This window comes from Mesorhizobium sp. EU05-FHT14A09 (assembly GCF_058790995.1).
In genome coordinates, this window is sequence record NZ_JBYTDF010000008.1 from 58,690 (window position 1) to 82,866 (window position 24,177).

At 62.4% G+C, this 24,177-nt stretch carries 26 protein-coding genes; 22 read left to right on the plus strand and 4 right to left on the minus strand.

The window, feature by feature from the left end; translation table 11 throughout:
• The first annotated feature begins 12 nt into the window (after positions 1–12).
• The 8 genes from AC3WTO_RS23260 (at position 13) to AC3WTO_RS23295 (ending at position 7,067) form a co-directional block, all read left to right on the plus strand.
• Positions 13–972, plus strand: a complete 960-nt coding sequence (locus AC3WTO_RS23260; protein ID WP_492463421.1) for a dihydrodipicolinate synthase family protein — start codon at positions 13–15, stop codon at positions 970–972.
• A 41-nt stretch (positions 973–1,013) separates the two neighbouring features.
• Complete coding sequence (locus tag AC3WTO_RS23265) at positions 1,014–1,559, plus strand: 3-hydroxyanthranilate 3,4-dioxygenase (protein ID WP_492463420.1); 546 nt, start codon at positions 1,014–1,016, stop codon at positions 1,557–1,559.
• Between the two features lie 104 nt (positions 1,560–1,663).
• On the plus strand, positions 1,664–2,815 hold the full coding sequence (locus AC3WTO_RS23270; protein ID WP_492463419.1) for an ABC transporter substrate-binding protein: 1,152 nt from the start codon (positions 1,664–1,666) through the stop codon (positions 2,813–2,815).
• 80 nt (positions 2,816–2,895) lie between these two features.
• A complete protein-coding gene (locus AC3WTO_RS23275; RefSeq protein ID WP_492463418.1) occupies positions 2,896–3,810 on the plus strand; it encodes a branched-chain amino acid ABC transporter permease in 915 nt (304 codons plus the stop codon).
• An 84-nt stretch (positions 3,811–3,894) separates the two neighbouring features.
• Positions 3,895–4,809, plus strand: coding sequence for a branched-chain amino acid ABC transporter permease (locus tag AC3WTO_RS23280; protein WP_492463474.1), 915 nt, complete (start codon positions 3,895–3,897; stop codon positions 4,807–4,809).
• Entirely contained in the window at positions 4,809–5,567 is a 759-nt protein-coding gene (locus AC3WTO_RS23285) for an ABC transporter ATP-binding protein (RefSeq protein WP_492463417.1), read from the plus strand. The genes AC3WTO_RS23280 and AC3WTO_RS23285 overlap by 1 nt, the downstream gene beginning before the upstream one ends.
• The gene (locus tag AC3WTO_RS23290) at positions 5,561–6,262 is read left to right on the plus strand and encodes an ABC transporter ATP-binding protein (RefSeq protein WP_492463416.1); all 702 of its coding nucleotides are present in this window, start codon (positions 5,561–5,563) and stop codon (positions 6,260–6,262) included. Before AC3WTO_RS23285 ends, AC3WTO_RS23290 begins: the two co-directional genes overlap by 7 nt.
• Positions 6,249–7,067, plus strand: a complete 819-nt coding sequence (locus tag AC3WTO_RS23295) for an aspartate dehydrogenase (protein WP_492463415.1) — start codon at positions 6,249–6,251, stop codon at positions 7,065–7,067. Before AC3WTO_RS23290 ends, AC3WTO_RS23295 begins: the two co-directional genes overlap by 14 nt.
• 15 nt (positions 7,068–7,082) lie before the next feature.
• On the opposite strand, the gene AC3WTO_RS23300 is transcribed toward AC3WTO_RS23295, so the two are convergent.
• Both AC3WTO_RS23300 and AC3WTO_RS23305 read right to left on the minus strand, forming a co-directional pair.
• Positions 7,083–8,009, minus strand: coding sequence for a cation diffusion facilitator family transporter (locus AC3WTO_RS23300; RefSeq protein WP_492463414.1), 927 nt, complete (start codon positions 8,007–8,009; stop codon positions 7,083–7,085).
• Between the two features lie 39 nt (positions 8,010–8,048).
• Positions 8,049–8,960, minus strand: a complete 912-nt coding sequence (locus AC3WTO_RS23305; protein WP_492463413.1) for a LysR substrate-binding domain-containing protein — start codon at positions 8,958–8,960, stop codon at positions 8,049–8,051.
• Between the two features lie 102 nt (positions 8,961–9,062).
• On the opposite strand from AC3WTO_RS23305, the gene AC3WTO_RS23310 reads away from it, so the two are divergent.
• From AC3WTO_RS23310 to AC3WTO_RS23325, 4 genes are read left to right on the plus strand one after another with little or no spacing between them, the layout of a single operon-like run.
• Entirely contained in the window at positions 9,063–10,457 is a 1,395-nt protein-coding gene (locus AC3WTO_RS23310; RefSeq protein ID WP_492463412.1) for a M20 family metallopeptidase, read from the plus strand.
• 34 nt (positions 10,458–10,491) lie between these two features.
• Positions 10,492–11,322, plus strand: coding sequence for a transporter substrate-binding domain-containing protein (locus tag AC3WTO_RS23315; RefSeq protein WP_492463411.1), 831 nt, complete (start codon positions 10,492–10,494; stop codon positions 11,320–11,322).
• Positions 11,323–11,328: 6 nt separating this feature from the next.
• Entirely contained in the window at positions 11,329–12,039 is a 711-nt protein-coding gene (locus AC3WTO_RS23320) for an ABC transporter permease (protein ID WP_492463410.1), read from the plus strand.
• A 2-nt stretch (positions 12,040–12,041) separates the two neighbouring features.
• Positions 12,042–12,797, plus strand: coding sequence for an ABC transporter permease (locus AC3WTO_RS23325; RefSeq protein WP_492463409.1), 756 nt, complete (start codon positions 12,042–12,044; stop codon positions 12,795–12,797).
• Positions 12,798–12,816: 19 nt separating this feature from the next.
• Here the strand turns inward: AC3WTO_RS23325 and AC3WTO_RS23330 are convergent, their stop codons facing one another.
• Together AC3WTO_RS23330 and AC3WTO_RS23335 are read right to left on the minus strand one after the other, a co-directional pair.
• Complete coding sequence (locus AC3WTO_RS23330; protein WP_492463408.1) at positions 12,817–13,440, minus strand: flavin reductase family protein; 624 nt, start codon at positions 13,438–13,440, stop codon at positions 12,817–12,819.
• A gap of 6 nt (positions 13,441–13,446) precedes the next feature.
• Positions 13,447–13,848: a RidA family protein gene (locus tag AC3WTO_RS23335; protein WP_492463407.1), complete on the minus strand. Its 402-nt coding sequence runs from the start codon at positions 13,846–13,848 to the stop codon at positions 13,447–13,449.
• 228 nt (positions 13,849–14,076) lie between these two features.
• Between AC3WTO_RS23335 and AC3WTO_RS23340 the strand changes: the two genes are divergently transcribed.
• The 10 genes from AC3WTO_RS23340 (at position 14,077) to AC3WTO_RS23385 (ending at position 24,150) form a co-directional block, all read left to right on the plus strand.
• Positions 14,077–14,622 carry a MarR family winged helix-turn-helix transcriptional regulator gene (locus AC3WTO_RS23340; RefSeq protein WP_492463406.1) on the plus strand — a complete coding sequence of 182 codons (546 nt, stop codon included), beginning with the start codon at positions 14,077–14,079 and terminating at the stop codon, positions 14,620–14,622.
• 267 nt (positions 14,623–14,889) lie between these two features.
• Positions 14,890–16,335 (plus strand): NAD-dependent succinate-semialdehyde dehydrogenase, encoded by a 1,446-nt coding sequence (locus AC3WTO_RS23345; RefSeq protein WP_492463405.1) that lies wholly within the window; start codon positions 14,890–14,892, stop codon positions 16,333–16,335.
• 67 nt (positions 16,336–16,402) lie between these two features.
• Entirely contained in the window at positions 16,403–17,440 is a 1,038-nt protein-coding gene (locus AC3WTO_RS23350) for an ABC transporter substrate-binding protein (RefSeq protein ID WP_492463404.1), read from the plus strand.
• Positions 17,441–17,731: 291 nt separating this feature from the next.
• Complete coding sequence (locus tag AC3WTO_RS23355) at positions 17,732–18,793, plus strand: ABC transporter ATP-binding protein (protein ID WP_492463403.1); 1,062 nt, start codon at positions 17,732–17,734, stop codon at positions 18,791–18,793.
• A complete protein-coding gene (locus AC3WTO_RS23360; protein ID WP_492463402.1) occupies positions 18,790–19,695 on the plus strand; it encodes an ABC transporter permease in 906 nt (301 codons plus the stop codon). The genes AC3WTO_RS23355 and AC3WTO_RS23360 overlap by 4 nt, the downstream gene beginning before the upstream one ends.
• Positions 19,695–20,510, plus strand: a complete 816-nt coding sequence (locus tag AC3WTO_RS23365; RefSeq protein ID WP_492463401.1) for an ABC transporter permease — start codon at positions 19,695–19,697, stop codon at positions 20,508–20,510. Before AC3WTO_RS23360 ends, AC3WTO_RS23365 begins: the two co-directional genes overlap by 1 nt.
• Positions 20,507–21,451: a hydroxymethylglutaryl-CoA lyase gene (locus AC3WTO_RS23370; protein ID WP_492463400.1), complete on the plus strand. Its 945-nt coding sequence runs from the start codon at positions 20,507–20,509 to the stop codon at positions 21,449–21,451. The genes AC3WTO_RS23365 and AC3WTO_RS23370 overlap by 4 nt, the downstream gene beginning before the upstream one ends.
• A gap of 10 nt (positions 21,452–21,461) precedes the next feature.
• Positions 21,462–22,196, plus strand: a complete 735-nt coding sequence (locus AC3WTO_RS23375) for an enoyl-CoA hydratase/isomerase family protein (RefSeq protein ID WP_492463399.1) — start codon at positions 21,462–21,464, stop codon at positions 22,194–22,196.
• On the plus strand, positions 22,193–23,380 hold the full coding sequence (locus tag AC3WTO_RS23380) for a CaiB/BaiF CoA transferase family protein (protein ID WP_492463398.1): 1,188 nt from the start codon (positions 22,193–22,195) through the stop codon (positions 23,378–23,380). Before AC3WTO_RS23375 ends, AC3WTO_RS23380 begins: the two co-directional genes overlap by 4 nt.
• Positions 23,380–24,150 carry an enoyl-CoA hydratase/isomerase family protein gene (locus AC3WTO_RS23385; RefSeq protein WP_492463397.1) on the plus strand — a complete coding sequence of 257 codons (771 nt, stop codon included), beginning with the start codon at positions 23,380–23,382 and terminating at the stop codon, positions 24,148–24,150. Before AC3WTO_RS23380 ends, AC3WTO_RS23385 begins: the two co-directional genes overlap by 1 nt.
• The last annotated feature ends 27 nt before the right edge of the window (positions 24,151–24,177 follow it).

The window sequence follows — 24,177 nt, forward strand, 5'->3', positions numbered from 1 at the left end:
GTTCACAAGCCGATGAAATACGACAAGAAGACCGCCAAGGCTCATTCCCGCGCGACGATGAAAGGCATCTGGGCCGCGGCGCTGATGCCTTTCAAGGACGACCTGTCGGTCGATGAAAGTGGTTTCCGCCGCAACGTCGATCATTGGATCGACGATCTGAAGATCGATGGCTTCTTCATCGCCGGCAAGCAAGGCGAGTTCTTCTCAATGTCGCTGGAGGAACGCAAGCGCAGCTTCGAGCTGGCGGTCGATGCCTGCGCCGGACGCGCCCAGACCATCATGTCCTGTTCGGACCAGAACATGGATGTGGTGATCGAACTGGCGAAACACGCGCAGAAAGTCGGCGCCGATTACATCGTTGTGCACGCGCCGGTGCTGCACTTCTTCAAGGAGCAGGACGAAACGCTCCTCAACTACTACCGCACCATCGCCGACAAGGTGGATATCGGCATTGCGCTGTGGAGCCATCCCGACAGCGGCTATCTGATGAGCCCGCAACTGTGCAGCCAACTGGCCGACATCGAGAACGTCGTGGCCATCAAGTACAGCGTGCCGCGCCCTATGTACAAGGATCTGACCCGCCTTGCCGGCGACCGGATCCTGGTCAGCACGGCTTCCGAGGAAGAGTGGCTCGACAACATCGTCGAGCTTGGCTGGCAGCTCTATCTCTGCTCCTCGCCGCCCTACCTCATCCAGACCAAGAACGATACGCGCATGCGCCAGTACACCGATCTCGCCTTCGCCGGTGAAATCGAAAAGGCGCGCGCCGTGCGCGACAGCCTGGATCCGGTCCGCGCCGCGCTCAAGAACACACGTCCGGCTGAGAAACCGCATTCGCATCAGAAATACTGGCAGGACCTGCTTGGCCAGACCGGCGGGCGGGTTCGGCCGCCGCTGCTCGAGCTCACCGAGGAAGAGAAACGGGCAACCCGCGTCGCCTTCGAGGCATGCGGCCTGAAGATCGCCGACTAAATCGAACGGGCGCGACAGCGCCACTCTTGGGAGGAATGACCATGACCAGACGTCTGTCTGCTTTCAGCTTCTCGAAATGGATCGACGAGCACGCCCATCTGCTCAAGCCTCCGGTCGGCAACCAGCAGATCTGGGAGGATGCCGATCTCATGGTGACGGTGGTGGGCGGCCCGAACAAGCGCACCGACTATCACGACGATCCGGTCGAAGAGTTCTTCTACCAGCTCAAGGGCGACATGATGCTCAAGGTCGTCGACAACAGCAATTTCTACGACGTGCCGATCCGCGAAGGCGAAATCTTCCTGCTGCCGCCGCATGTGCGCCACTCGCCGCAGCGCCCGCAGGAAGGGTCGATCGGGCTTGTCGTCGAGCCGAAGCGAAATGACGGCCTTCTCGACGCCTTCGAATGGTACTGCTTCGAGTGCAACGGGCTGGTCAAACGCGTCGAGGTCTCGCTGAAGAGCATCGTGCGCGACCTGCCGCCCATCTACCAGGCCTTCTATGCCGATGAGAAAGCGCGCACCTGCCCGAACTGCGGTGCCATGCATCCCGGCAAGACACCGCCGGAAGGCTGGGTGAAGCTCTAGCGGGGATGAAGCATCAGGACCTATTCACATGCGAGTAGGTCCTGTCTAACCTGCCGGCCAACAAAAACGCCGAGACGGCGACCAACGGAGGAGAACCAATGCTTATGCGAAAGACACTGCTCGCCGCCTCGGCGCTTATCGCCACCACGTTCGGCGCTCTGGCCGAGGATCCGGTCAAGATCGGCATGATCACGACACTGTCCGGCCCAGCCGGCTATCTCGGCCAGGATGTGCGCGACGGGTTCAAGCTCGCCATGGAAGACAACAAGATGGGCGGCGTCCCGGTCGAACTGCTGGTCGAGGATGATGGCCTGAAGCCGGGGCAAGGCAAGCAGATCGCGGAGCGCTTCCTGAGCGAAAGCGGCGTCAAGCTCTTCACCGGCATCGTCTTCTCCAACGTTGCCGGTGCAACCGTGCCGGACATCGTCGATGGCGGCGCCTTCTACATCAGCCCCAATGCGGGTCCGTCCAACCTCGCCGGCAAGGGCTGCAACGAGAACTACTTCGTCGTCTCGTGGCAGAACGACAGCCTGCATGAGAGCGCCGGCCAGCTCGCCACCAATCTCGGCTACAAGAAAGCGTTCATCCTGGCGCCGAACTACCAGGCCGGAAAAGATGCGCTTGCCGGCTTCAAGCGTTTCTTCAAGGGCGAGATCGCCGGCGAGGTCTACACCCGCCTCGACCAGACCGATTTTGCCGCCGAACTCGCGCAGATCCGTGCGGCAAAGCCGGATGTCGTCTTCCAGTTCCATCCGGGTGGCCTCGGCATCACCTTCCTTCGCCAGTATGAGCAGGCAGGTCTCGGCAAAGAAATCCCGATGGTTCTGGCCGAGCCGTCGATGGACGGCGTCACGCTGGCGGCCGTCGGCGAAGCTGCTGTGGGCGTCAATGTCTCGGCGCACTGGAATACGGACTTCGACAATCCGGCCAACAAGAAATTCATGGAGGCCTGGAACAAGGCCTACAACCGTCCGGCCACTTACTATTCCAGCCAGGGCTACGACACAGGCCAGTTGATCGCTTCGGCGCTCAAGGCGACCGGCGGCAAGCTGGACGATTCATTCCGCGACGCCCTGCGCAAGGCGGATTTCCAGTCGGTGCGCGGCAAGTTCGCCTTCGGCCCCAACCAGCATCCGATCCAGGACTGGTATGCGCTGAAGGTCGAGAATGGCGCCGATGGCAAGCCGGTCATCAAGACAGTCGGCGAGGTGTTCAAGGATCACGGCGACGCCTATTCGGCCGACTGCAAGATGTAGCCGCACCATTGCCGAACTGAGAGGGGAGGCGGCCTTGCGCCGTCTCCCCACGCTTTCCCGTTTGCCGAAGTGACCGCGCGATGACGCTCTTTCTCGAACAATTGCTGAACGGTGTGCAGTTTGGCGTCATGCTGTTCCTGATGGCAGCAGGACTGACCCTGATCTTCGGCATCATGGGCGTCATCAACCTGGCGCACGGCTCCATCTACATGATCGGCGCCTATGCGGGCACGTTCGTTGCGACAGAGACCGGATCGTTCTGGCTGGGCATTCCGGCCGCGCTTGCAGCGGCGGCTCTGGCAGGTGTGGCGATCGAATTCCTGGTCGTGCGCCGGCTTTACGGGCGCGATCATCTTGACCAGGTGCTTGCCACCTTCGGCCTCATCCTGATCTTCAACCAGGCGGTGACCATGCTGTTCGGCCGCCAGCCACTGTTCGTGCAGATGCCGTCAGTGCTGGACGGATCGGTCGAGTTGCTGCCGGGCCTTTCGTATCCGATCTATCGTCTCGCGATCATCCTGGTCGGGCTGCTGGTCGCCTTCGGCCTCTATCTGCTGATCAATCGCACTCGCATCGGCATGCTGGTGCGCGCCGGTTCCACCAATCGCGAAATGGTCCGGGCGCTCGGCGTCGACATACGGTTGCTTTATACGCTGGTGTTCGGTCTCGGTGCCTTGCTGGCCGGGCTCGCCGGCTTCATGGCGGGGCCGATTCTGGCCGTGCAGATCGGCATGGGCGAGCAGATCCTCATCACCACTTTCGTGGTCGTGGTGATCGGTGGCGTCGGATCCATTCGCGGCGCCTTCTTCGCCAGCCTGATCCTCGGCATCGTCGACACCGGCCTGCGCGCCTATCTGCCAGGCCTGCTCAGGCAAGTGATGGTCGGGCCGGAAGCCGATGCTCTCGGCGCCGGCATTTCCTCCATGGGCATCTATCTGTTGATGGCCATCGTCCTGTTGATCCGGCCCAAGGGCCTGTTCATCCGCAATTCCTGATTGGGCTTGATTGTGAACAGCGAAACTTCCTTCAAGCGCCCGGCACTGCTCGCAGCCGTACTGATCGTGCTGATCGCCTTGCCGATGATCGCGGATGCGACCGGCTATTCGGCACTCACCTCGCTGGCGACGCGCATCCTGATCTATGGCATCGCCGCGGCCAGCCTCAACCTGGTGCTCGGCTATGGCGGGTTGGTCAGCTTCGGCCACGCCGCCTTCTTCGGCATCGGCGGCTATGTCGTCGGCATCCTCTACCAGCACTATTCGCTCGATGAGCCTATGTTCGGCTTCATTCCCGGCACGAACCAGATGCTGATCACGCTGCCGGCGGCGATCCTGATCTCGGGCCTCGCCGCGGCGGTGATCGGCGCGCTGTCGCTGCGCACCGGCGGCGTGCAGTTCATCATGATCACGCTCGCCTTTGCCCAGATGCTGTTCTTCCTGTTCGTGTCGCTGAAAACCTATGGCGGCGACGACGGCCTGATCATTCGCCGCACCAACGAATTGCCGGGCCTCAACATGCGCGACAAGCAGACGGTCTACTATGTCTGTCTCTTCATCACGGTGGCGTTCTTCGCTCTGCTGTGGCGCATCGTGAACTCGCGCTTCGGCAATGTGCTGGTCGGCCTGCGCCAGAGCGAGAAGCGCATGGCGGCGATTGGCCTGCCGGCCTATCGCTACCGGCTGATGGCATTCATCATTTCCGGCATGGGTTGCGGGCTCGCTGGGGCGCTGATGGCCAATTTCCTGCGTTTCGCCAGCCCGGACATGATGCACTGGACCAAGTCGGGCGAACTGATGGTGATGGTCATCCTCGGCGGTGTCGGTACACTTTTCGGGCCGCTGATCGGCGCTGCCGTTTTCATCGTCCTCGAAACTTCCCTGGCGGCGTGGACGGAAAACTGGCAACTGGCCCTCGGTTTCATCCTGTTGTTCGTGGTGCTCTACACCCATGGCGGCGTTCAGGCACTTGTGCTGCGCCTGATGGGGAAACGCTGATGACCCAGCCGATCCTCAATGTTCGCGGGCTGGTGAAGCGCTTCGGCGGATTGCTTGCGACCGACCATGTCGACCTGACGGTGCAGCCGGGCGAAATCCACGCATTGATCGGGCCGAATGGCGCCGGCAAGACGACACTGATCTCCCAGTTGATGGGTGAGCTGAAGCCCAATGAGGGGACAGTCGAGCTGGCCGGACAGTCGCTGGATGCCTTGCCGACCGCACGGCGCGTTGGCCTGGGTCTGGCTCGTACCTTCCAGATCACCTGCCTGCTTCCCGACTACACCGTGCTGGACAATGTCGCACTGGCCGTGCAGGTGCGGCAGGGCCATTCCTTCCGTTTCTGGAAAAGTGTCCGCGCCGATCGCTCGCTGCGGGACGAGGCCTTTGCCTTGCTGGCCGGCACCGGTCTGGAACCGCGCGCGAACGAACTGGTCGCCAATCTTTCGCATGGCGAGCAGAAGCAGCTGGAACTTTCCGTGGCGCTGGCGACACGGCCCCGCCTGCTCTTGCTCGATGAACCGATGGCCGGTCTCGGTCACGCCGAGAGCCAGCAGATGATCGAAACCCTGCGCGGGCTGAAGAACCAGGTCTCGATGTTGCTCGTCGAGCACGACATGGACGCCGTTTTCGCGCTCGCGGATCGGATATCGGTCCTGGTTTACGGACGTGTCATTGCCAGTGGCAGCGTCGACGAAATCCGGCAGAATCCGGAAGTGCGAACGGCCTATCTGGGAGAAGGGGACGAGCTGTGCTGAAGGTCGCCAAGCTGCAGTCCGCCTATGGGCCAAGCCAGGTTCTGTTCGACGTGGCGCTGGAGATCGGCGAGGGCGAAGTCGTCACGCTTCTCGGCCGCAACGGCATGGGCAAGACCACGACCGTCAAATCCATCATGGGGCTGTTGAAGCCGCTTGCGGGCGAGCTGCAGTTCAGCGGCCAGAACGTGCTGGGCGCGGCACCCGAGAGGGTGGCGCGGCTCGGTGTCGGGCTGGTGCCAGAGGGGCGCCATACCTTCCCGACGCTGACCGTTCGCGAGAACCTCGTCGCAACGGCTGCCAATCGGCTCGGGCGCAAGAACCCGTGGACGCTGGAGCGGATCTATGCGCTGTTTCCGCGCCTGCGCGAGCGGGCCGGCCAGGCCGCCGGCACCTTGTCGGGCGGCGAGCAGCAGATGCTGGTTGTCAGCCGAGCCTTGATGACCAATCCAAAACTTCTCATTCTCGACGAAGCCACGGAAGGCCTGGCGCCGGTGATCCGTGCCGAGATCTGGGGTTGCATCGAAGCCTTGAAAGCGGAAGGGCAATCGATCCTGCTGATCGACAAGAACCTGCATGTTCTCAAGCGCCTTGCCGATCGCCACTACATTCTCGAAAAAGGTCGTACGGTCTGGTCCGGCAACAGCCAGGACCTGACGCGCGACGCCGAGCTGGTGCATGGTTATGTCGGCCTCTGACCGGCGCCTCAATCTGTGTTTTGTCGGTTGGGGGGCAATTGCCCGGCGTGTCGGCGAGCTGCTGTCGGAACGCCATCCGCAAGGTGTCAGCGTCGTCGCGGTGGCCGTGCGTGACCATCAACGCCACCGGGAGGATCTTCCGGCCGGCGTGCAGCTGATATCGGAGCCACGCGAGCTGGCGGGGCTCGATATCGATATGGTGATCGAGGCAGCGGGTCGTGATGCCGTCGCGGTCTGGGGCGAGGCGGCATTGCGTTGTGCCGCCAGTTTCATCATCTCATCCACCAGCGCTTTCTGCGATGACGCGCTGCTCGGGCGGCTCGTCTCGGTGGCAAAGGAAACAGGCAGCCGCATCGTTGTTCCCTCGGGTGCCTTGGGTGATCTCGGCGCGCTGGCGGCTGCCAGCATCCTGCCGCTGGAGGAAGTGGTTCATACGATCGTCAAGCCACCTCGCGCCTGGCGCGGCACGCCGGCGGAGGCCATACTGGACCTGGAAACGCTCGCGGTCGTCTCCCCGTTCTTCGACGGCAGCGCACGCGAAGCCGCTGGTCGCTTTCCTCAAAACGCCAATGTCGCGGTGATCTCGGCACTGTCGGGCATCGGCCTCGACAGGACCCGCGTGGTGCTGGTGGCCGATCCGGCAGCACGCCGCAATGCCCACCGGGTCGAAGCCTCTGGCGCCTTCGGCAGGCTCGACCTCACTCTCGAGAACGAGCCACTGGCCACCAACCCGAAATCCTCGGAAATGACCGCGCTCAGTCTCGTGCGCCTTGTTGAAAATGCTGTCGCGCCGCTCGTGCGCTAGTCATCAAAGCCCCGTCTAGTTTGCCCATTCCGGGTCGGTGGTGAAGGCGATAGTCAGCCAGCGATCTGGACCCTCGTCGCCGAGAGCCTCGCCGACCTCATCGCGAATGAGGTCCCATTCCTGCAGTCTTTTTGCGGGCCAATCCGATGGCACGATGAAGAACAGTTCGATCTGTCTGCCGCGACCGACCCTGGCGACGTAGGCGCGATAGTCCAGGAAACCATGACGCTTGACGGTCTCTTCAGCGACCTGATCGACATGGCGCTTGAGGTCCGCGGGGGTGACCAGAAGAATGTCGGCCAGCGCCTGCTTGATCGTGCCGAGCGGGATCGGGATGATGATCACGCAGACCGCGGCGAGCACAACCGGATCGACATAAGGCGACGTCCACTCCAGGCTGGTGCCTTGCACCAGATAGCCGAAGACGAAGGCGACGAACAATGCGGCTGTCAGGGATGCCGACATGACCCAGGCCTTGGCGTCGAGCGCGACAAAATCCGACTGGATGGTACGGTTTGCCCGGTGGCCGTAGATTGCCATGCCGATGGTCACGGCAAGCGTCACGACCGCATAGATGATGGCCTGGTCGAAATTGAGTTCGCGTCCGCCCGACATGATGCTGCCGACCGCGTTGATCAACGCATATATCGCCGCGCCTGACAGCATGATGCCGTTGAGGCCGAGCACCATCGGTTCGAGATGCCAAAAGCCCATGGTGAAGTGTTTGACCAACTTGCTTTTGGCCGGCCCGACCGCGGTCGAAGAGGCGATCAGATTGGCGACGAGCAGGGCGACGATTGTCATGGTCGCATCTGTCAACGCGTAGACACCGTCGAAGACGATGGCGAAGGAACCCGACAGCAGACCGAAGACGATGCCGATCACGGCGAGCACGATGGTGACGCCGATTGAAATCCGGAGCACGCCCTGTTCCGTGTGCATCGTCGCGCCCTCTGTTCGTCTGGTTTAGCTGTCCGTGTCTTATGCGGCGGATCGGATCCCTTCGTCCAGCAGCCAGCTTCGCAGCATGGCCACTTCCGGCCGGGCAAGGCTGGCCTCCGGGGTCATCATCACATAGGGCTGCCGGATCGGCAGCGAGATGCCGAAGGCGTCGACAAGGCGCCCGCTTTCCAACTCCTGCTCGACCATGAAGTCGGGGACAAGTGCAAATCCAGCACCGGCGCTGCAGGCTTCGATCGCCAGATGCACCAGGTTGAAGGAGAGCATCGAACGCAGTTCGAGATGACCGAAGCCGGTCGCTGCAAACCAGGCCTCCCAGCCTTCGTCGTGCCAGCCGGGTTCGGCAAAATCCACCTTGATCAATGGCCGTGACAACAGGTCGGCGGGCGTTGGCGCCGGCGGCAGGGTCGCGACGAGACCGGGAGACGCGACGACGACCAATCTCCCGCCGATCAACGTGTCCTGCCGGACGCCGGGAATCGTGCCGCGGCCATGGTAGATTGCGAGATCGGGGTCGCGTTCATTGGCATTCCAGCGGTGCGGAAGCGCCTGCACCGCAATCTGGATATCGGGATGCAAAGCGCGGAATTTGCCGATGCGGGGCGCCAGCCACTTCGAGGCCAGCGAGAACTGGCAGCGCACCGTCACGCTGCTCGTCCCACCCGGTGCGCGCGCTGCGACCGCGGCTGAGGTGATCTGGTCGAAAATCGCGCCGAGCCGGGTCGCAAAGACGCGCCCGGTTTCGGTAAGGTGAACGCCGTTCGCGCGTCGCTCGAACAGCGGGTCGCCGACCCAGTCCTCCAACTGCTTCATCTGATGGCTGATGGCGCCTGGCGTAACACCGAGCTCTCCACCCGCGCGGGCGAAACTCAAATGACGCGCCGCCGCCTCGAATGCACGCAAAGCGGGGAGGGGTGGCAAGTGCCGTGACATGCTTAGGCTTAATCCTATTGAGGCTAACCGAGAAAACTTTTGGTTTGCTCGCACATTCTTCAGCGTGACATCGTTCTGTCAGGAATTCAAATGAGCAGGATTATGTCTCGGAATCAAACCATCGCCCTTGCCACGTCCTTTGCCTCCGACGGCCGCTTCCTGTCCGACCTGCAGCGCCGGGTTGCCATTGCCACGGAAAGCCAGAAGCCTGAACGGCGTCCCGAATGCTATCGCTATCTCGATGAAATCAACGCCGATCTCGGACAGCTCGGCTTTGCCGGTGAAGTGGTCGAAAATCCCGACCCTGCCGGCGGCCCACTGCTGATTGCCCGCCGCAACGAATCCGATGAATTGCCGACACTGCTCGTCTACGGTCATGGCGACGTGGTCGCGGGCATGGAAGGTTCCTGGTCGAACGGCCGCAACCCCTGGCAGGTAAAGGTCGAGGGTGAACGCATCTATGGCCGGGGGACCGCCGACAACAAGGGCCAGCATACCATCGTCATGCTCGCCCTCGAGGCTGTGCTGGCAACGCGTGGCAAACTCGGTTTCAACACGGTCGCCTTGATCGAGACATCGGAAGAGACGGGTTCGGCGGGGCTTCGCGAAATCTGCGCCGAGCATCGCTCCAAACTGCGGGCCGATTGGCTCATCGCATCCGATGGTCCACGCCTTGCGCAGCATCGTCCGACGCTCGACGGCGGAACGCGCGGAACCGCTGACTTCGATCTGGTCTGCGACCTGCGGCCAGGCGCGCATCATTCCGGCAATTGGGGCGGGTTGATCGCCAACCCGGCAGTCATCCTCGCCAACGCGATCGCAGCGCTCGTCTCTGCCAATGGCCGCATCAATGTCCGCGATATCCTGCCTCGCGAAATCCCGCAGACTGTGCGGACCGCCTTGGCCAGGATCGAGCTGGAAACCGAAGAGAACGGCCCGGAGCTCAATCCGTGGTGGGGTGAGCCTGGCCTGACGCCGTCAGAGCGGGTGTTCGGTTGGACCGCGCTCGAAGTGTTGGCGATGACCTCGGGAAGACCCGAGCAGCCAATCAATGCGATCCCGCCGCATGCCCGTGCCCGCATGCAGATTCGCTACACGGTGGATGTCGATCCCGCAGCTTTCTTCCCGGCCATTCGCGCCTTCCTGGATGAAAATGGCTTCCGGAATGTGACGATCGAACCTATGGCACAGGAATCGGAATGGGGTGCTACCCGCCTCGATCCGGAACATCCGCTGATGCGCTGGGCCGCGGCCTCGGTCGAGAAAACGACTGGGATCGAGCCAACCATCCTGCCGAATGCCGGCGGTTCGCTGCCGAACGACTGCTTCGCCGACATCCTCGGCATGCCGACGATCTGGGTGCCGCATTCCTATTCCGGGTGCTCGCAGCACGCACCGGACGAGCACCTGCTGCAGCCTCTTGTCGAGGAAGGACTCGCCATCATGGCGGGATTGTTCTGGGACCTTGGTGCAGAGGGACGGCCTGAGCGTCTTTGATAAACGGATAAAGAACAGGGGAGGGAATTTGATCATGCAAAAGACAATCAGGGGCCTGTTGTCGGTTTTCGTGCTCGGCGCAATGCTGTGTGGACCGGCGGTCGCGCAAGACCAGGCCGAAGTGCGTATCGGCACCGATGGCGGTTACCTGCCATGGACATCGACGACACCTTCCGGTGAGCTCACCGGCTTCGAGATCGATCTCGCCAAGCAGGTCTGCGATCGCATGAAGCGGAACTGCCGCTTCACTGCCCAACCGTGGGAAGGACAGATCCCGGCGCTCGAACAGGGCAAGTACGACATCCTCGTTGGCGGCATCGCCATCACGCCGGAGCGGCAGAAGCGGCTGGCTTTCACGCAGAGCTATGCCAACCTGCCGATCAATTTCGCTGCGGCGAAGACGTCCGGCCTGAACGGCAAGGCAAACTGGCAGGAGCTGAAGGCCGCACTTGCCGGCAAGACCATTGGCGTGCAGTCCGGCACCCAGAGCCAGAAGCTCGTCGACAACGAGCTGAAAGGGGAGGTGACGGTTCGGCTCTACGACAATCAGGACAGCCTCAATCTGGACCTGCTGGCCGGCCGTATCGACGCAGCCGTTGCCGGGCGTTCTCCGTGGATCGCCTTGACGCGCTCACAACAGGGCGAACCGATCGAAATCCTGTCTCCCGATATCGACTTCGAGCAATTCAACTACCTCGGTGTCGGTGTGGGCGGGCTGATGCGCAAGGATGAAGATGATCTGCGCAAGGCGTGGGATGCAGCCTTGTGCGATCTGAAGGCGTCGGGCGAACTGAAGAGCATTTCGCAGAAGTGGTTCGGCTTCGACGTTTCGACGAAGCCGGATGCCAAGGTGTGCGGGGCCTGACCCTGTATGGGCTCGAGCAGTTCCGTCGTTGACCTGTTCGCCTGGGGCGGCGACGGCTGGACAAAGCCGTTGCTGACCGGCCTCGGCGTGACAATGGCATGCGCATGCATCGGCTATGTCCTGGGTGTGATCCTCGGGCTTGGCGTGGCGTTTGCGAAGCTGGGGCACAACAGGTGGCTTGCCGCGATAGCGACGCTTTATACGACGCTGCTGCGCGGCGTGCCGCCGCTGCTGGTGATCTTCCTGCTCTTCTTCGGCACAAATGGCGCGTTGATGTGGGTGGCGCGCGGTTTCGGCTATGCCGGCTATATTGAAGTGGATGCCTTCACCGTTGGCGTGATGGCCGTGGCGTTCGTGTCGGCTGCCTACAGCTCGGAGGTGTTTCGCGGCGCCCATGCCGCGATCCCGATCGGGCAGTTCGAAGCCTATACGGCGCTGGGACTGCGTCCTTTCGCCGGGCTCTGGACCGTCATCATCCCGCAGATGTTCCGGCTGGCGCTGCCGGGTCTCGGCAATGTCTGGATCATGGCGATCAAGGAAACGACATTGCTTTCGGTGATCTCGCTTGCCGAACTGATGCGGGTTGTCGGGATCGCGGGACGCACGACTGGGCAGCCCTTCGTCTTCTATGGCGTGGCGGCGCTCGTCTATCTCGTGCTGGTGGCGATTTCCTCGCGGGCATTCCACATTCTCGAAACCAGAATGCGCTGGGCCTGACCATGGATATCGAGACAGCTTTTCATGTTGCAGGAGAACTTGCCGGGGCGATCTGGGTAACCCTGGCGCTTGCAGCCGTCACCCTGCCGCTGGGCTTGATCTTTGCTGGCCTGGCCACCTGGGCGAGGCGCTCGCCTTATCGAGCCCTCAGGGGCGTTGCATCGGCCTATGTGCTGGCCTTCCGTTCCATACCGCTGCTCGTGCAGATATTCGTTCTTTACTACGGTCTCAGCCAGTTTGCCTGGCTGCGAGCCAGCCCGGTCTGGATCGTGCTCAAGGATCCGTTTGCCTGCGCGGTGATCGCGATGAGCGTCTGCGCGGGCGCCTATACGGCGGAAGTGATGCGCGGTGGTCTGGCAGCCGTGCCCGAGGGGGCGATCGAAGCAGCCCGTGCGCTCGGCCTTTCACGGTTCAAGACGTTCCTGCTGGTGACGATGCCGATCGCCATACGGCGGGCGCTCCCGGCCTACAGCAATGAGATCGTCGTAACCTTGAAGTCGACCTCGCTTGCCTGCACGATCACGGTGATGGAACTGACCGGGGTCGCCAAGGATCTGATGAGCCAGACCTTCGCGGTCATCGAAGTGTTCTGCATGGTGGCGCTCATCTACCTGGTCATCAACATGATGTTGATCTTCCTGCTGCAGCAGGTCGAGCGATGGCTGACGCCGGCCTATCAACGCAAACCGATGTTCGCCGGTTTGCGCCGTGCGGCCGCAAGGCGTTCGCTTGCAGGCACTGTTTCGCAGAAGGGGTGATGCGCGAGCAGCCCTCAGCTCATGGCCGGACTGCATCCTCATCCGTCCAGCGCGGGCGGCGCATCTGGAACGTCTTGGTGGTTGCGAGATAATCCATATAGCCGAGCCGGGCGACATTGCCGGCTTTCGTCTGATCGAAGAGCCCGTCCGTCAGCATGGCATCGTCTATATGGATGCCGACGACCTCGCCCATGACCACGAAGACGCCGGCCCAGCGACCATCCAGGCCCTTGGGTTCCATGATCTCAGTCAACCGGCATTCGAGCACGGCGGGGGCGCCGGCGACATGTGGAGCGGCGATGAGCCTTGAGTTGGCGGCTTCCAGTTCGGCATAGCCGAACTCGCTGATGCCGCGCGGCGCGTCGACAGAAGTTGCGTTCATCTGGCGAGCGAGTTTTTCGCCTACCAGATTGACGGCGAACTCGCCTGTTTCCCGCGCGAAGACGACGCTGTCCTTCTCGGCGTCGGCAGAGAACCAGACAAGATACGGATCGACGGAAAGCGCATTGAAGAAGGAATAGGGCGCGAGGTTGGTCGCGCCCGAACTGCTGCGGGTCGAAATCCAGCCGATCGGCCGTGGCGACACGATCGCCTTGAACGGATCATGAGGCAGGCCGTGACCTTCGGATGGACGGTAGAACATGAAATATCAGTCCTGTCGTGCCGCGACGAGATCCGCTTCGACTTTCCAGGCCGGGTTGGCCAGGCCTGTCACCACCACGGCTGTCGTTGCGGTCTGTACGCCCGCAAAGAGGCGGTTGCGGATGCCGGCATAGGTGATGATGTCTTCAGCCGACATGCAATAGGCATTGAACTTGACGATGTCGGCGAAGGTCATGCCCGCGGAAGCGAGGATGGCGCGGATGTTCTCCATCATCTGCTCGGTCTGCTCTTCGAGGCTTTCCGGCACGGTGCCGTCCGGCCTTACGCCGACCTGCCCGGCGACATAGAGATGCCGGCTGGCGGCAGGCACTTCGACAGCATGCGCATAAAGGTTGCGCGCTGGCGGTGCGATGGTCGCCGGATTGTGCAGTTTGTTGCTGTTGGTCATTTCATCCTCCCTGGAAAGTCTGCAATTCACCGCGTTGCACGGCAAAACCCGAAGTATTCGAGATGATAGATTGGTTGTCGAAATGAACCATATAGTTCACTTTGTCAACCAAATCATGTTGCGCGTAACGTGACAAAGGAGTGGATTTCCGATGACGTTTCGGGTTGAGGTGAAAATGTGCTTCCCGTTTTGGGCGAATGCGGACGGGCGCCTGCAGGGGACGAGGGAATGAATGGACCGGACAACGGCGTCGACGACGCCGACAATATGGCGCATCTGATCGACGCGCATGACGCGCGCGATCTGTTTTCCTTCCAGCTGCAGCGCCTCGCATCGCTCTCGAGCCGCATCGCCTTCCTGTCGATCAGCCCGCGCTACAAGCTTACGGTTCGGGAATGGCGCGCCCTTGCCGTGCTCGACTATCTGAAGGAAGCGCCGCTGCAGCTTCTGGCCAACCACAGCGGTCTTCTGAAAAGCCAGATGAGCCGTGTCGTGTCCGGCCTCATCGATCGTGGTCTGATCAGCCGCTCGGAAAATCCCGAGGATGGGCGCAGCATTCTGCTGCGCCTCACCGGTGAGGGCAGGGAGATCGTGGCGAAGATCCTCGCCGATTCCGAACACCGTAACGAGATGATGCTTTCGAACCTGTCATCAGACGAGCGGCTGCAGCTTCAGAAATCGCTGCAGGCCGTCTTCAAGAGTTCGATCACCTATTACGACCAGCTTCGCCGCGAAGTCGTTGCCGCTGGCGGCGATCTCGGCGAAGACGAGTGATGCCGGCGGCTCCGCTTCAAGCGAGCCCCTGGAAGCGCTTCGAAGTCCTGTTTTGTGCTTAATCTCGTCTTGAATCGGCTCGGGCCTTGGAGCCACGCGCTGGTCGCCGGTCTCTGCGGCTTCTCCAAATTTCCAATCGAATCATCGGTTTGATCGATGCCCTGCAAAATATGCGGCGCGGTTGAGATATTTTCACCCAATATGGTTGACGATGTGAACTATATAGTTTACGAAATCAACTAAATTGGAATTGAGGAATACGACCGTATGGACTTGGCGAAGCTGTTCATTGATGGCGCGTGGTGTGAGGGAAGTGGTGGGCGATCCGGCAAGGTCATCGACCCGGCAACCGGCGAAGCCTTCGCTTTGGTTACGCATGCTGCTTCGGCCGATCTCGATCGGGCGCTGTCGGCAGCCCGACGCGCCTTTCTCGAATGGCGGCTGGTTTCGCCTTATGATCGTTCGAAACTGCTGCGCAAGGCGGCCAACCTGTTGCGAGAGCGTGCGTCGGATATTGCCGCGCTGATGACGCGGGAGCAGGGCAAGCCGCTTGCCGAGGCACTTGGCGAAACCATCGGTTCAGCCGATCATATCGACTGGTATGCCGAAGAAGGGCGCCGTGCCTATGGCCGGCTTATCCCGGCGCGTGCGCCCGGTGTGCGGCAGATCGTGATCAAGGAGCCGGTCGGCCCCGTCGCCGGTTTCTCGCCATGGAATTTCCCCGTCAGCCAGGCGGTCCGCAAAATCGCTGGCGCTGTAGCGGCTGGATGCACGATCATCATCAAGTGCCCCGAAGAGACGCCGTTCTCTCCGATAGAACTGGTTCGCTGCTTCGAGGATGCTGGCATTCCGGCCGGCGTCGTCAATCTCGTCTTCGGGGTGCCGGCCGAGATCTCCGAGTATCTCATTCCCGCTCCGCAGATCCGCAAGATCTCGTTCACCGGCTCCATTCCGGTCGGCAAGCATCTGGGCCAACTGGCGGCCGCTCACGTCAAGCGCGCGACGCTGGAGCTTGGCGGGCACTCGCCGTTCATCGTCTGCGAAGACGCGGACCCGGAGGAAGCGGTGAAGCTCGGTCTGTTCCTGAAGTACCGCAACGCCGGGCAGGTCTGTGCCGCGCCGTCCCGCTATTATGTGCATGAGCGGCACTACAAGCGCTTCGTGGACGCCTTCGTCGCCGGCTCGGAAAGCCTGAAGATCGGTCCGGGCACGGAGGCGGGCGTGCAGATGGGGCCGCTGGCCAATTCCCGGCGCCTCGACGCCATGCAAGCTTTCGTTGCAGACGCCGAGAGCCGCGGCGCCAAGGTGCTTGCCGGCGGCAAGCGCATCGGCAACCAGGGCAATTTCTTCGCGCCGACCGTCCTGGTCGACACGCCTGATGACGCGCGTCTGATGGTCGACGAGCCGTTCGGCCCGCTCGCGCCGATCGCGTCGTTCTCCAGGCTCGACGATGCAATCGCGCGTTCGAACAGCCTTCCCTATGGCCTTGCCGCCTTTGCCTTCACCCGCTCCGAGCGCACGTCGACGCTGCTCGGTGAACAGTTGGAGTCCGGCATGGTTTCAATCAATCACTTCGGCATTGCCGCGCCGGAGACGCCGTTCGGTGGCGTCAAGGAAAGCGGCTATGGCAGCGAAGGTGGAGTGGAAGGCCTCGAGGCCTTCTTCCAGACGAAGTTCATCAGTGAACTGGGGCTCAAGGACGCGGCGGCCTGAGCCTTAAAACAGAAAGAAGTGACCGCCGATCAACGTCAATTGTGTATCATCAATGGGAGAGATGAAGATGCACAAGTCTGTCAAACGCGGACTTATCACAGCAGCGGCCTGGGCCGTTTTATCGACCACCGCCATGGCCGCGGATACGCTGACCCTTGCAGGGCTCGGCGGCAAGGTTCAGGACGACCTCACCGCAACGCTGTTCAAGCCATCGGCGGAAAAGATCGGCGCCGAGCTTCGCACGGAATCGCATGACGGCATCGCTGCCGTCCGTGTGCAGGTGCAATCCGGTGCGCCGGGCTGGGATGTCGCGCATCTTGGTGCCGAAGACTGCGCCATCGGCGCGGCCGAGGGGCTGTTCGAACCGATCGATTATTCGGTCGTCAATGGTGACGGTATCCCGGAAGGCGTCCGCGCCAAGAACTGGATCGCCACGAACACCTATTCGGTCGTTCTCGCCTGGCGCACCGACAAATACGGCGACAATCCGCCAAAGGACTGGAAGGACTTCTGGAATGTCGAGAAGTTCCCCGGCCGCCGCGCACTCAGCGTCTATCCGCAGGAGATGATGGAGATCGCGCTGCTCGGCGACGGCGTTGAACGCGACAAGGTCTATCCGCTCGATACCAAGCGGTCGCTGGCGGCGCTCGAGAAGATCAAGCCGAACGTGTCGGTGTGGTGGACCTCGGGTGCGCAGTCGGCGCAGCTTCTCAAGGATGGTGAAGTCGACATGGAAGCCATCTGGGGCAGCCGTATCGCCGGCGTCATCGCTGACGGCGCACCAGTCAAATTCACCTATCAGGACGGCGTCATCGGTTTTGGTTGCGTCGCCATCCTGAAGGGCTCCAAGAACGTGGCAGCCGCGCAGAAGCTCGTTGCCAATATCGTCTCGCCCGAGATGCAGGCGCGCATCCCGACGATGATGGGTTACTACGGGCCGTCGAACAAGAAAGCCTTCGAGGCAACCCAGTTCTCGGCCGACATACTCGTGCAATCGAACGCCTCGCCGGAAAACGCGGCAAAGCAGGTCACCATGCAGCCGACCTGGTGGTCCGAGAACATCCAGAGCGTCCAGGAAGACTTCAAGAACCTCATCGTCCAGTAGGTCTCGCATTCCTGGAATTCGGAAGGTGGATCGTGGCGTCCACCTTCCACCCAGACCTCGACGTTGCACCGTGTACCGCACGTCTGTTCGACGTGCAGGTTGGTGCAGCTATCTCTGACACGTCTTTGTATCGGTGGATTGTCGATGATGTTGCCGACGACCTTGGAGCGTTTCCGCTCGCTGAGCCCGACTGAAGCGCTCGACGCGTACCGTTGTCGGTCGCAAGATGCGTCCTGGCTGCTTTCACGCTTGAGCGCGTAGCGAATGCCGACCGTTTACAAGGAGGCTGCGATGCCCGGCAGGGTCGAAATCCGAAACATCAAGAAAGCCTATGGCAGCTTTCTCGCACTCGATGACGTGTCGCTTGATATTGCGCCGGGCGAGTTTTTGACCCTGCTCGGACCGTCGGGATCCGGCAAGACCACACTTCTGAATGTGCTTGCCGGCTTCGTGCGCCCGGATTCCGGCTCGATCACCATCGACGGCGCTGAATTCCTGCTGCTGCCGCCGCACAAGCGCAACCTGGGCATGGTCTTCCAGAACTACGCGCTGTTTCCCCATATGAGCGTGCGCCGCAATGTCGGCTATCCGCTACGCCTGCGCGGCGTCTCCGGCGCCGATCTCGATCGTCGTGTCGAGGAAGCCCTTGGCCTGGTCCAGATGGCGCATCTCGCCGACCGTGGCGTCAACGCGCTTTCTGGCGGCCAGCGCCAGCGCGTCGCACTGGCGCGCGCCATCGTCTTCGAACCGGCGATCCTGTTGATGGACGAGCCGCTTTCGGCGCTCGACAAGAAGCTGCGCGAACATATGCAGCTCGAACTGAAGCGGCTGCACGACCGGTTGGGAACGACCACGGTCTATGTCACGCATGATCAGCGCGAGGCATTGACGCTTTCGGACCGCATCGCAGTTGTGAACGGCGGCAAGATCGTGCAGCTCGGAACGCCCGACGAGATCTACGACCGGCCGAAGAACAAGTTCGTGGCGGATTTCATTGGCGAGACCCGCTTCCTGCCAGTCGAAACGAATGCTTCCGGCGCGCTGCTCTATGGCCGTCCGCTGAGGACGCGCGACGACTGGAAGAGCAGCGACAGACCCTGGCTCGTCATCCGCCCCGAGCGGCTGCGCTGGAAGGGTGACGAAACCGAGACCGCGAACCGGATCGAGGCTGAGGCGACCGACATCATCTACCAGGGCGACAGCTATCTGATCACGGTTCGCATGCCTGACGGCATCGAGATCGACCTGCGTCGCGGACCGGACCTCGGCGGCAGGGACCTGCCGGAACGCGGGCAGCCGATCCAGCTGTGGCTAGACCGCGAACACACGATCCTGGTGGCGGACAGATCATGACGATGGTGCTCAATCATCCGGGCATCGCCGATGCCGACCACAACGCCGATGTCTTGAAGCGACAGGGCAGCCGCGAACGCCGCGCGCTTGCGTCGCTGACGCTGCCGGGCGCGATCCTGATCTTCCTTGTCCTGATCCTGCCGATCGGCTGGTTGTTTTGGCTTTCCTTCTTCGGGCCTTCCGGGGAGCCGACGCTGGAAAACTACACGCGCATGCTGAAGCCGATCTATGTGCGCACCTTCATATCCACCTTCGAGGTGGCGGGTCTGGTGACGCTCGTCTGCGTCCTGCTCGGCTATCCTGTCGCCTACCTGCTGTCGCAGCTTTCCGAGCGTACCGCCGGGTTGCTGATGATCTTCGTGGTGCTGCCGTTCTGGACTTCGGTGCTGGTGCGCACCTACGCCTGGCTCGTGCTGCTGCAGCGCACCGGACTGGTCAATATGTGGCTGATCGATGCCGGCCTGATCTCCACCCCGCTGCCGTTGGTGCACAACATGCTGGGCACCGTGATCGGCATGGTGCATGTCATGCTGCCATTCCTGATCCTGCCGCTCTATGCCTCGATGCGGGCGATCGACCCGGTCTACATGCGCGCTGCCGCCAATTGCGGCGCCACCCCTTCGCAGGCATTCCGCCAGGTTTTCCTGCCGATGTCGCTGCCCGGGCTTGCCGCCGGTGTTGCGCTCGTCTTCGTGCTCTGCCTCGGCTTCTTCGTCACGCCGGCATTGCTTGGCGGCGGGCGCGTCGCGATGTGGGCGATGCAGATCGCCAACAACATCTCCGTCTACGGCAACTGGGGCGCCGCGAGCGCGCTCGGCGTCGTGCTTCTCGTGGTCACCGCCATCATCCTCTACGTCTTCAAACGGCTCTTCAGGGTCGACGGTTTCGAGGGCGTACGCTGATGCTGAACCGTCCCGCAACCGAGACCCAGATCACGCATTTCCAGAGGCTTTGGCTCTACATGCTGGTGGCGCTGGTCTTCGCCTTCCTGATCATTCCCTGCCTGATCGTCATCCCGATGTCCTTCTCGGGCAGCAAATATCTTGAGTTCCCACCCCGGAGCTGGAGCCTGCAATGGTACCAGGCCTATCTGGGATCGCCCGAATGGCGCGCCGCCACTTTCGTTTCGCTGCGCGCCGCGCTGCTGACAACGGTCTTCGCGACGACTTTCGGCACGCTTGCCGCTTACGGAATCTCGAGGGCCTATGGCGCTGCCTCGTCGCTGGCGCGTGGTGTGTTCATGCTGCCTATGCTGGTGCCGCTGATCCTCATCGCCATCGGCTGCTACTTCGTCTACGCCAAGATCGGCCTGAACGGCACGACCACCGGCCTGGTCATGGCGCACACCGTGTTGGCGTTACCTTTTGTCGTCATCGCGGTGCTGAGCGGCCTTGCCAGCTACGACATGAACCAGGAGCGTGTCGCCCAAAGCCTTGGCGCATCCCGTCCCTGGGCATTTCTCACCGTTACGCTGCCGCAGATCCGTCTTTCGGTGATGTCGGGCGCGCTTTTCGCCTTCGTCACCTCCTTCGACGAAGTCGTCATCGCGTTGTTCATCTCCGGCGGAGAGAACGCGACGCTGACCCGGCTGATGTTCGCCAACATTCGCGACCAGATCGATCCGACCGTTGCGGCGATTTCCTCGCTGCTGATCGGGCTTTCGATAATCCTGCTGGTCGGCTCGCATGTGCTGCGCGGCCGGGAGGATCGCAAATGAGCGCCGGTGTCGTCATCTGCGAATGCTTCGCGCGCGACGGCCTGCAGCACGAGCCTGATTTTGTCGCTACCGTCGACAAGATCGCGTTGATCGACGCCTTCACCGCGGCAGGTTTCCCGCGCATCGAGGCGACAAGCTATTCGCATCCCGGCAAGGTGCCGGCCTTTGGCGATGCGGGAGACGTACTCGCCGGCATCAGGCGGCGTCCTGGCGTCTACTACAAGGCGACGACGCCGAACCTCACCGGCGTGGAGCGGGCAGTGGCCGATCTCGCCGCCGGGCATGGCGCCAACGAGGTGAGCCTGCTCGCCTCCGCGACCGAAGCCCATACGCAGCGCAATCTCGGAACATCGCGCGAGGGCCAGTGGGAGCGCATTGCCGAGATGGTGGATGCCGCAGGCAAGCGATTCCGGCTCGTCGGTGTCATCTCGGTCGCCCTCGGCTGTCCGTTCGAGGGCGAGGTCCCACCGGAGCGCGTCGTCGAGGACGTGCTGCGCTTCGCCAGGCATGGCGTCCGGATCGTTACGATCGGCGACACCACCGGGCTTGCCACGCCGACCAAGGTCGCGCAGCTCTTCCGTCTGCTGAACCAGGCGGCTCCGGATGTGATCTGTGTCGGTCATTTTCATGATACGCGCGGCATCGGCATCTCCAACTGCGTTGCGGCCTACGAAGCCGGCTGTCGCCACTTCGATTCATCCTTCGGCGGCGTCGGCGGGCATCCGACGAAGATCCGTTACGGCTCGGGTCGCGCAGGCAATGTCGCCACGGAAGATCTGGTCAATCTGTTCGAGATGGAAGGCGTCTCCACCGGACTCGATCTCGACAAGGTGATGGTTGCCTCGCATCTCTGCGAGGAGGTGCTTGGGCGCCAGCTCGACAGCAAGGTGGCGCGGGCGGGGTTCGCGACATCGTTCGCCGAGGCCCACGAGAATGCGTGAGAGGACCGATATGCCAGGATGCGTCATTGTCGAGGATAGGGGTGCCGTGCGGATCATCCGCATGAACCGGCCCGACAAGCTCAATGCGCTCAACACGGAGCTGACTCAGGGCCTGCTCGATGCGTTGAATGCGGCGGATGGCGACGATGCAATCCGTGCGGTCGTGCTTGCCGGCGAGGGCAAGGGTTTCTGCGCCGGCGCCGATCTGTCCGAATTCAAGGATCTGACGCCGGACCAGCAGCATCGTGTGCTTGCCCGTGCCGATCTGACCTGCCGCCTGCAATCCAGGCTGCAGGAAATGAAGAAGCCTGTCGTGTCGGCGGTTCAAGGTGCCGCGGTCGGTGGCGGCGCTGGACTGGCGATCGGCTGCGATATGATGGTGGCCGGAGCCGACCTCAAATTCGGCTATCCTGAACTCAAGCACGATATCGTGCCGGCCTTGGTCATGACCGGACTGCAGCGCCAGTTGGGGCGCAAGGCCGCCTTCGAGATGGTGAGCCTCGGCCGGTTGATCGGCGCCGAGGAAGCGCAGGCGCTTGGTCTTGCCAACCGCGTCGTCGCGGTGGACGCCGCGATCGATACCGCGCTCGAGATCGCGGACCAGTGGTCAAAGGCCAACCCGATGGCGATGGCCGCCGCCAAGGCGCTGTTCTACCGCGTTGCCGACCTGCCTTACGATGCCGCGATGGCTGCCGGACGTGACGTCAACGCGCTGATGCGCGGCTTCCGGAGGACGGGCAAGTGAAACCGCTCGACGGCATCCGCATCCTGGATTTCAGCCGCGTGCTCGCGGGGCCGATGGCAACGCAGATCCTGGCCGAACTTGGCGCCGAGGTGATCAAGATCGAGCGGCCGGGCAGCGGCGACGAGACGCGCTCGTTCGAGCCGCGCGTGGCCAGCGGCGACAGCGGCTATTTCTTCGCCTTCAACCGCGGCAAGAAATCGGTGACGCTCAACCTCAAGTCGCCAGATGGCCAGGCGATCGCCCGCTCGCTCGCACAGAGGGCGGATGTTGTCGTCGAGAACTTCCTGCCGGGAGAAATGGCGCGCTTCGGGCTCGGCTATGAACAACTTTCGGCCGACAACCCCAAGCTCGTCTACGTCTCGTGCACGGGCTTTGGCCAGAGCGGTCCCTACAGCGACCGCAATGGCTACGACACCATCTTCCAGGCGCTGTCGGGCGTCATGGCGTTGACTGGTCATCCGGATGGGGCACCCGCCAAGGTCGGGGTGCCTTTTGCCGACCTGTCATCCGGCCTCTGGATCGCCATCTCGGTTCTGGCGGGCATAGCCGGACGGGCGCAATCGGGACGCGGTACCCATGTCGACCTGTCGATGCTCGATGTGCAGGTCTCGATGCTGACCATTGCCGCAGCGCGCTGGTTCCTGCTCGCTGAGGATCCCAAACGCACCGGCACCGAGCATCCAGGTCGCGTTCCGTCCGCGGCTTTCGAATGTGGGGACGGGCGTTGGCTGCACATCTCGGGTTCTGACCAGCATTGGGCGGCGATCTGCGCGGTACTCGGCCTGGATGAGCTTGCATCGGATCGTGCGCTGGACCGCAACTCCGAACGCGTCATCCAGCGCGAGCGGGTGATGGCGGCGATGATGGCGGTAATCGCGGGACGTGGACGCGACGAGCTTGCCGAAGCATTGCGTGCTGTCAACGTGCCGGCGGGCGAGGTCAACAGCGTCGCCGAGATCCTTGCCGACCCGCATGTCGGCGCGCGCGGTATGGTCGCCGCTTTCGAACATCCCAAAGCTGGCCGGATCGGCGCGTTGCGCACACCGGTCAGGCTGTCCGGCTACGACGAGATTTCGATCGGCGTGCCGCCGGTTCTCGGCGCCGACACCGAAGGTGTGCTCGGCGAGATGCTCGGCCTGCAGGCCGAGGAAATAGACAGATTGCGTGGCGAAGGAGTGATCTGATGTCGGGACCGGTCAAGATCAATCGCGAAGGAGCCGTCGCTCGCGTCGTTCTTTCACGGTCCGAGGCGCGAAACGCGCTCAACCTGCCGATGTGCCACGGGCTGACCGAGGTTTTCAGGGCGATCGACCGCGATCACGATATCCGCGTCGTGCTCATTGAGGGCGAAGGGCCCGTGTTCTGCGCCGGTGCCGATCTCAAGGAGCGCAAGGGGCGCGATGCGGCCTGGATCCGTCAACGCCGGCTCGCATCCTTCGAAGCCTATTCGATGATCGAGCGCTGTACCCGGCCGGTGATCGCACTGGTCCAGGGACCAACCGTCGGTTCGGGCGGCGAGATCGCCATGAGCTGCGATTTTATCGTCGCCGCGAACGATGCCAGCTTCCGTTTTCCGGAAGCGCATTGGGGAACGGTCGGCGCCACGCAGCGGCTGCAACGCGTCGTTGGCGTATCACGCGCCAAGGAGCTGCTTTACACCGGTCGCGAGATGCCGGCCGAGGAAGCGTATGCGCTCGGCATGGTTGCCCGACTTGTCGAGCCTTCAAAGCTCTCGGAAGAGGGCATGGTGACCGCGCTCAAGATCGCCGAGGCGCCTCCGCTCTCGATCGCACTGACCAAGCAGTCCGTCGACCTTGGCTCGCGGACAGACCTCGATTCAGGGATCCGCATCGAACTCGCTGCCATCGAACGTGTGCTTGCCGACAATGGCTGGAAGAATGGCGTGGACCGCTTCCTCCAGAATGTCGGCAACGGCGCTGCCGACGCCAGCTGAATTGGCGTTGTTTGCCGCATGCAACTT

What these genes read in the sequence shown, in the direction of transcription:
- AC3WTO_RS23260 (WP_492463421.1), top strand. Translation starts at nt 13, where the DNA reads ATGAAATACGACAAGAAGACCGCCAAGGCTCATTCCCGCGCGACGATG.
- AC3WTO_RS23265 (WP_492463420.1), top strand. Translation starts at nt 1,014, where the DNA reads ATGACCAGACGTCTGTCTGCTTTCAGCTTCTCGAAATGGATCGACGAG.
- AC3WTO_RS23270 (WP_492463419.1), top strand. Translation starts at nt 1,664, where the DNA reads ATGCGAAAGACACTGCTCGCCGCCTCGGCGCTTATCGCCACCACGTTC.
- AC3WTO_RS23275 (WP_492463418.1), top strand. Translation starts at nt 2,896, where the DNA reads ATGACGCTCTTTCTCGAACAATTGCTGAACGGTGTGCAGTTTGGCGTC.
- AC3WTO_RS23280 (WP_492463474.1), top strand. Translation starts at nt 3,895, where the DNA reads ATGATCGCGGATGCGACCGGCTATTCGGCACTCACCTCGCTGGCGACG.
- AC3WTO_RS23285 (WP_492463417.1), top strand. Translation starts at nt 4,809, where the DNA reads ATGACCCAGCCGATCCTCAATGTTCGCGGGCTGGTGAAGCGCTTCGGC.
- AC3WTO_RS23295 (WP_492463415.1), top strand. Translation starts at nt 6,249, where the DNA reads ATGTCGGCCTCTGACCGGCGCCTCAATCTGTGTTTTGTCGGTTGGGGG.
- AC3WTO_RS23300 (WP_492463414.1), bottom strand. Translation starts at nt 8,009, where the DNA reads ATGCACACGGAACAGGGCGTGCTCCGGATTTCAATCGGCGTCACCATC.
- AC3WTO_RS23305 (WP_492463413.1), bottom strand. Translation starts at nt 8,960, where the DNA reads ATGTCACGGCACTTGCCACCCCTCCCCGCTTTGCGTGCATTCGAGGCG.
- AC3WTO_RS23310 (WP_492463412.1), top strand. Translation starts at nt 9,063, where the DNA reads ATGTCTCGGAATCAAACCATCGCCCTTGCCACGTCCTTTGCCTCCGAC.
- AC3WTO_RS23315 (WP_492463411.1), top strand. Translation starts at nt 10,492, where the DNA reads ATGCAAAAGACAATCAGGGGCCTGTTGTCGGTTTTCGTGCTCGGCGCA.
- AC3WTO_RS23320 (WP_492463410.1), top strand. Translation starts at nt 11,329, where the DNA reads ATGGGCTCGAGCAGTTCCGTCGTTGACCTGTTCGCCTGGGGCGGCGAC.
- AC3WTO_RS23325 (WP_492463409.1), top strand. Translation starts at nt 12,042, where the DNA reads ATGGATATCGAGACAGCTTTTCATGTTGCAGGAGAACTTGCCGGGGCG.
- AC3WTO_RS23330 (WP_492463408.1), bottom strand. Translation starts at nt 13,440, where the DNA reads ATGTTCTACCGTCCATCCGAAGGTCACGGCCTGCCTCATGATCCGTTC.
- AC3WTO_RS23335 (WP_492463407.1), bottom strand. Translation starts at nt 13,848, where the DNA reads ATGACCAACAGCAACAAACTGCACAATCCGGCGACCATCGCACCGCCA.
- AC3WTO_RS23340 (WP_492463406.1), top strand. Translation starts at nt 14,077, where the DNA reads ATGAATGGACCGGACAACGGCGTCGACGACGCCGACAATATGGCGCAT.
- AC3WTO_RS23345 (WP_492463405.1), top strand. Translation starts at nt 14,890, where the DNA reads ATGGACTTGGCGAAGCTGTTCATTGATGGCGCGTGGTGTGAGGGAAGT.
- AC3WTO_RS23350 (WP_492463404.1), top strand. Translation starts at nt 16,403, where the DNA reads ATGCACAAGTCTGTCAAACGCGGACTTATCACAGCAGCGGCCTGGGCC.
- AC3WTO_RS23355 (WP_492463403.1), top strand. Translation starts at nt 17,732, where the DNA reads ATGCCCGGCAGGGTCGAAATCCGAAACATCAAGAAAGCCTATGGCAGC.
- AC3WTO_RS23360 (WP_492463402.1), top strand. Translation starts at nt 18,790, where the DNA reads ATGACGATGGTGCTCAATCATCCGGGCATCGCCGATGCCGACCACAAC.
- AC3WTO_RS23365 (WP_492463401.1), top strand. Translation starts at nt 19,695, where the DNA reads ATGCTGAACCGTCCCGCAACCGAGACCCAGATCACGCATTTCCAGAGG.
- AC3WTO_RS23370 (WP_492463400.1), top strand. Translation starts at nt 20,507, where the DNA reads ATGAGCGCCGGTGTCGTCATCTGCGAATGCTTCGCGCGCGACGGCCTG.
- AC3WTO_RS23375 (WP_492463399.1), top strand. Translation starts at nt 21,462, where the DNA reads ATGCCAGGATGCGTCATTGTCGAGGATAGGGGTGCCGTGCGGATCATC.
- AC3WTO_RS23385 (WP_492463397.1), top strand. Translation starts at nt 23,380, where the DNA reads ATGTCGGGACCGGTCAAGATCAATCGCGAAGGAGCCGTCGCTCGCGTC.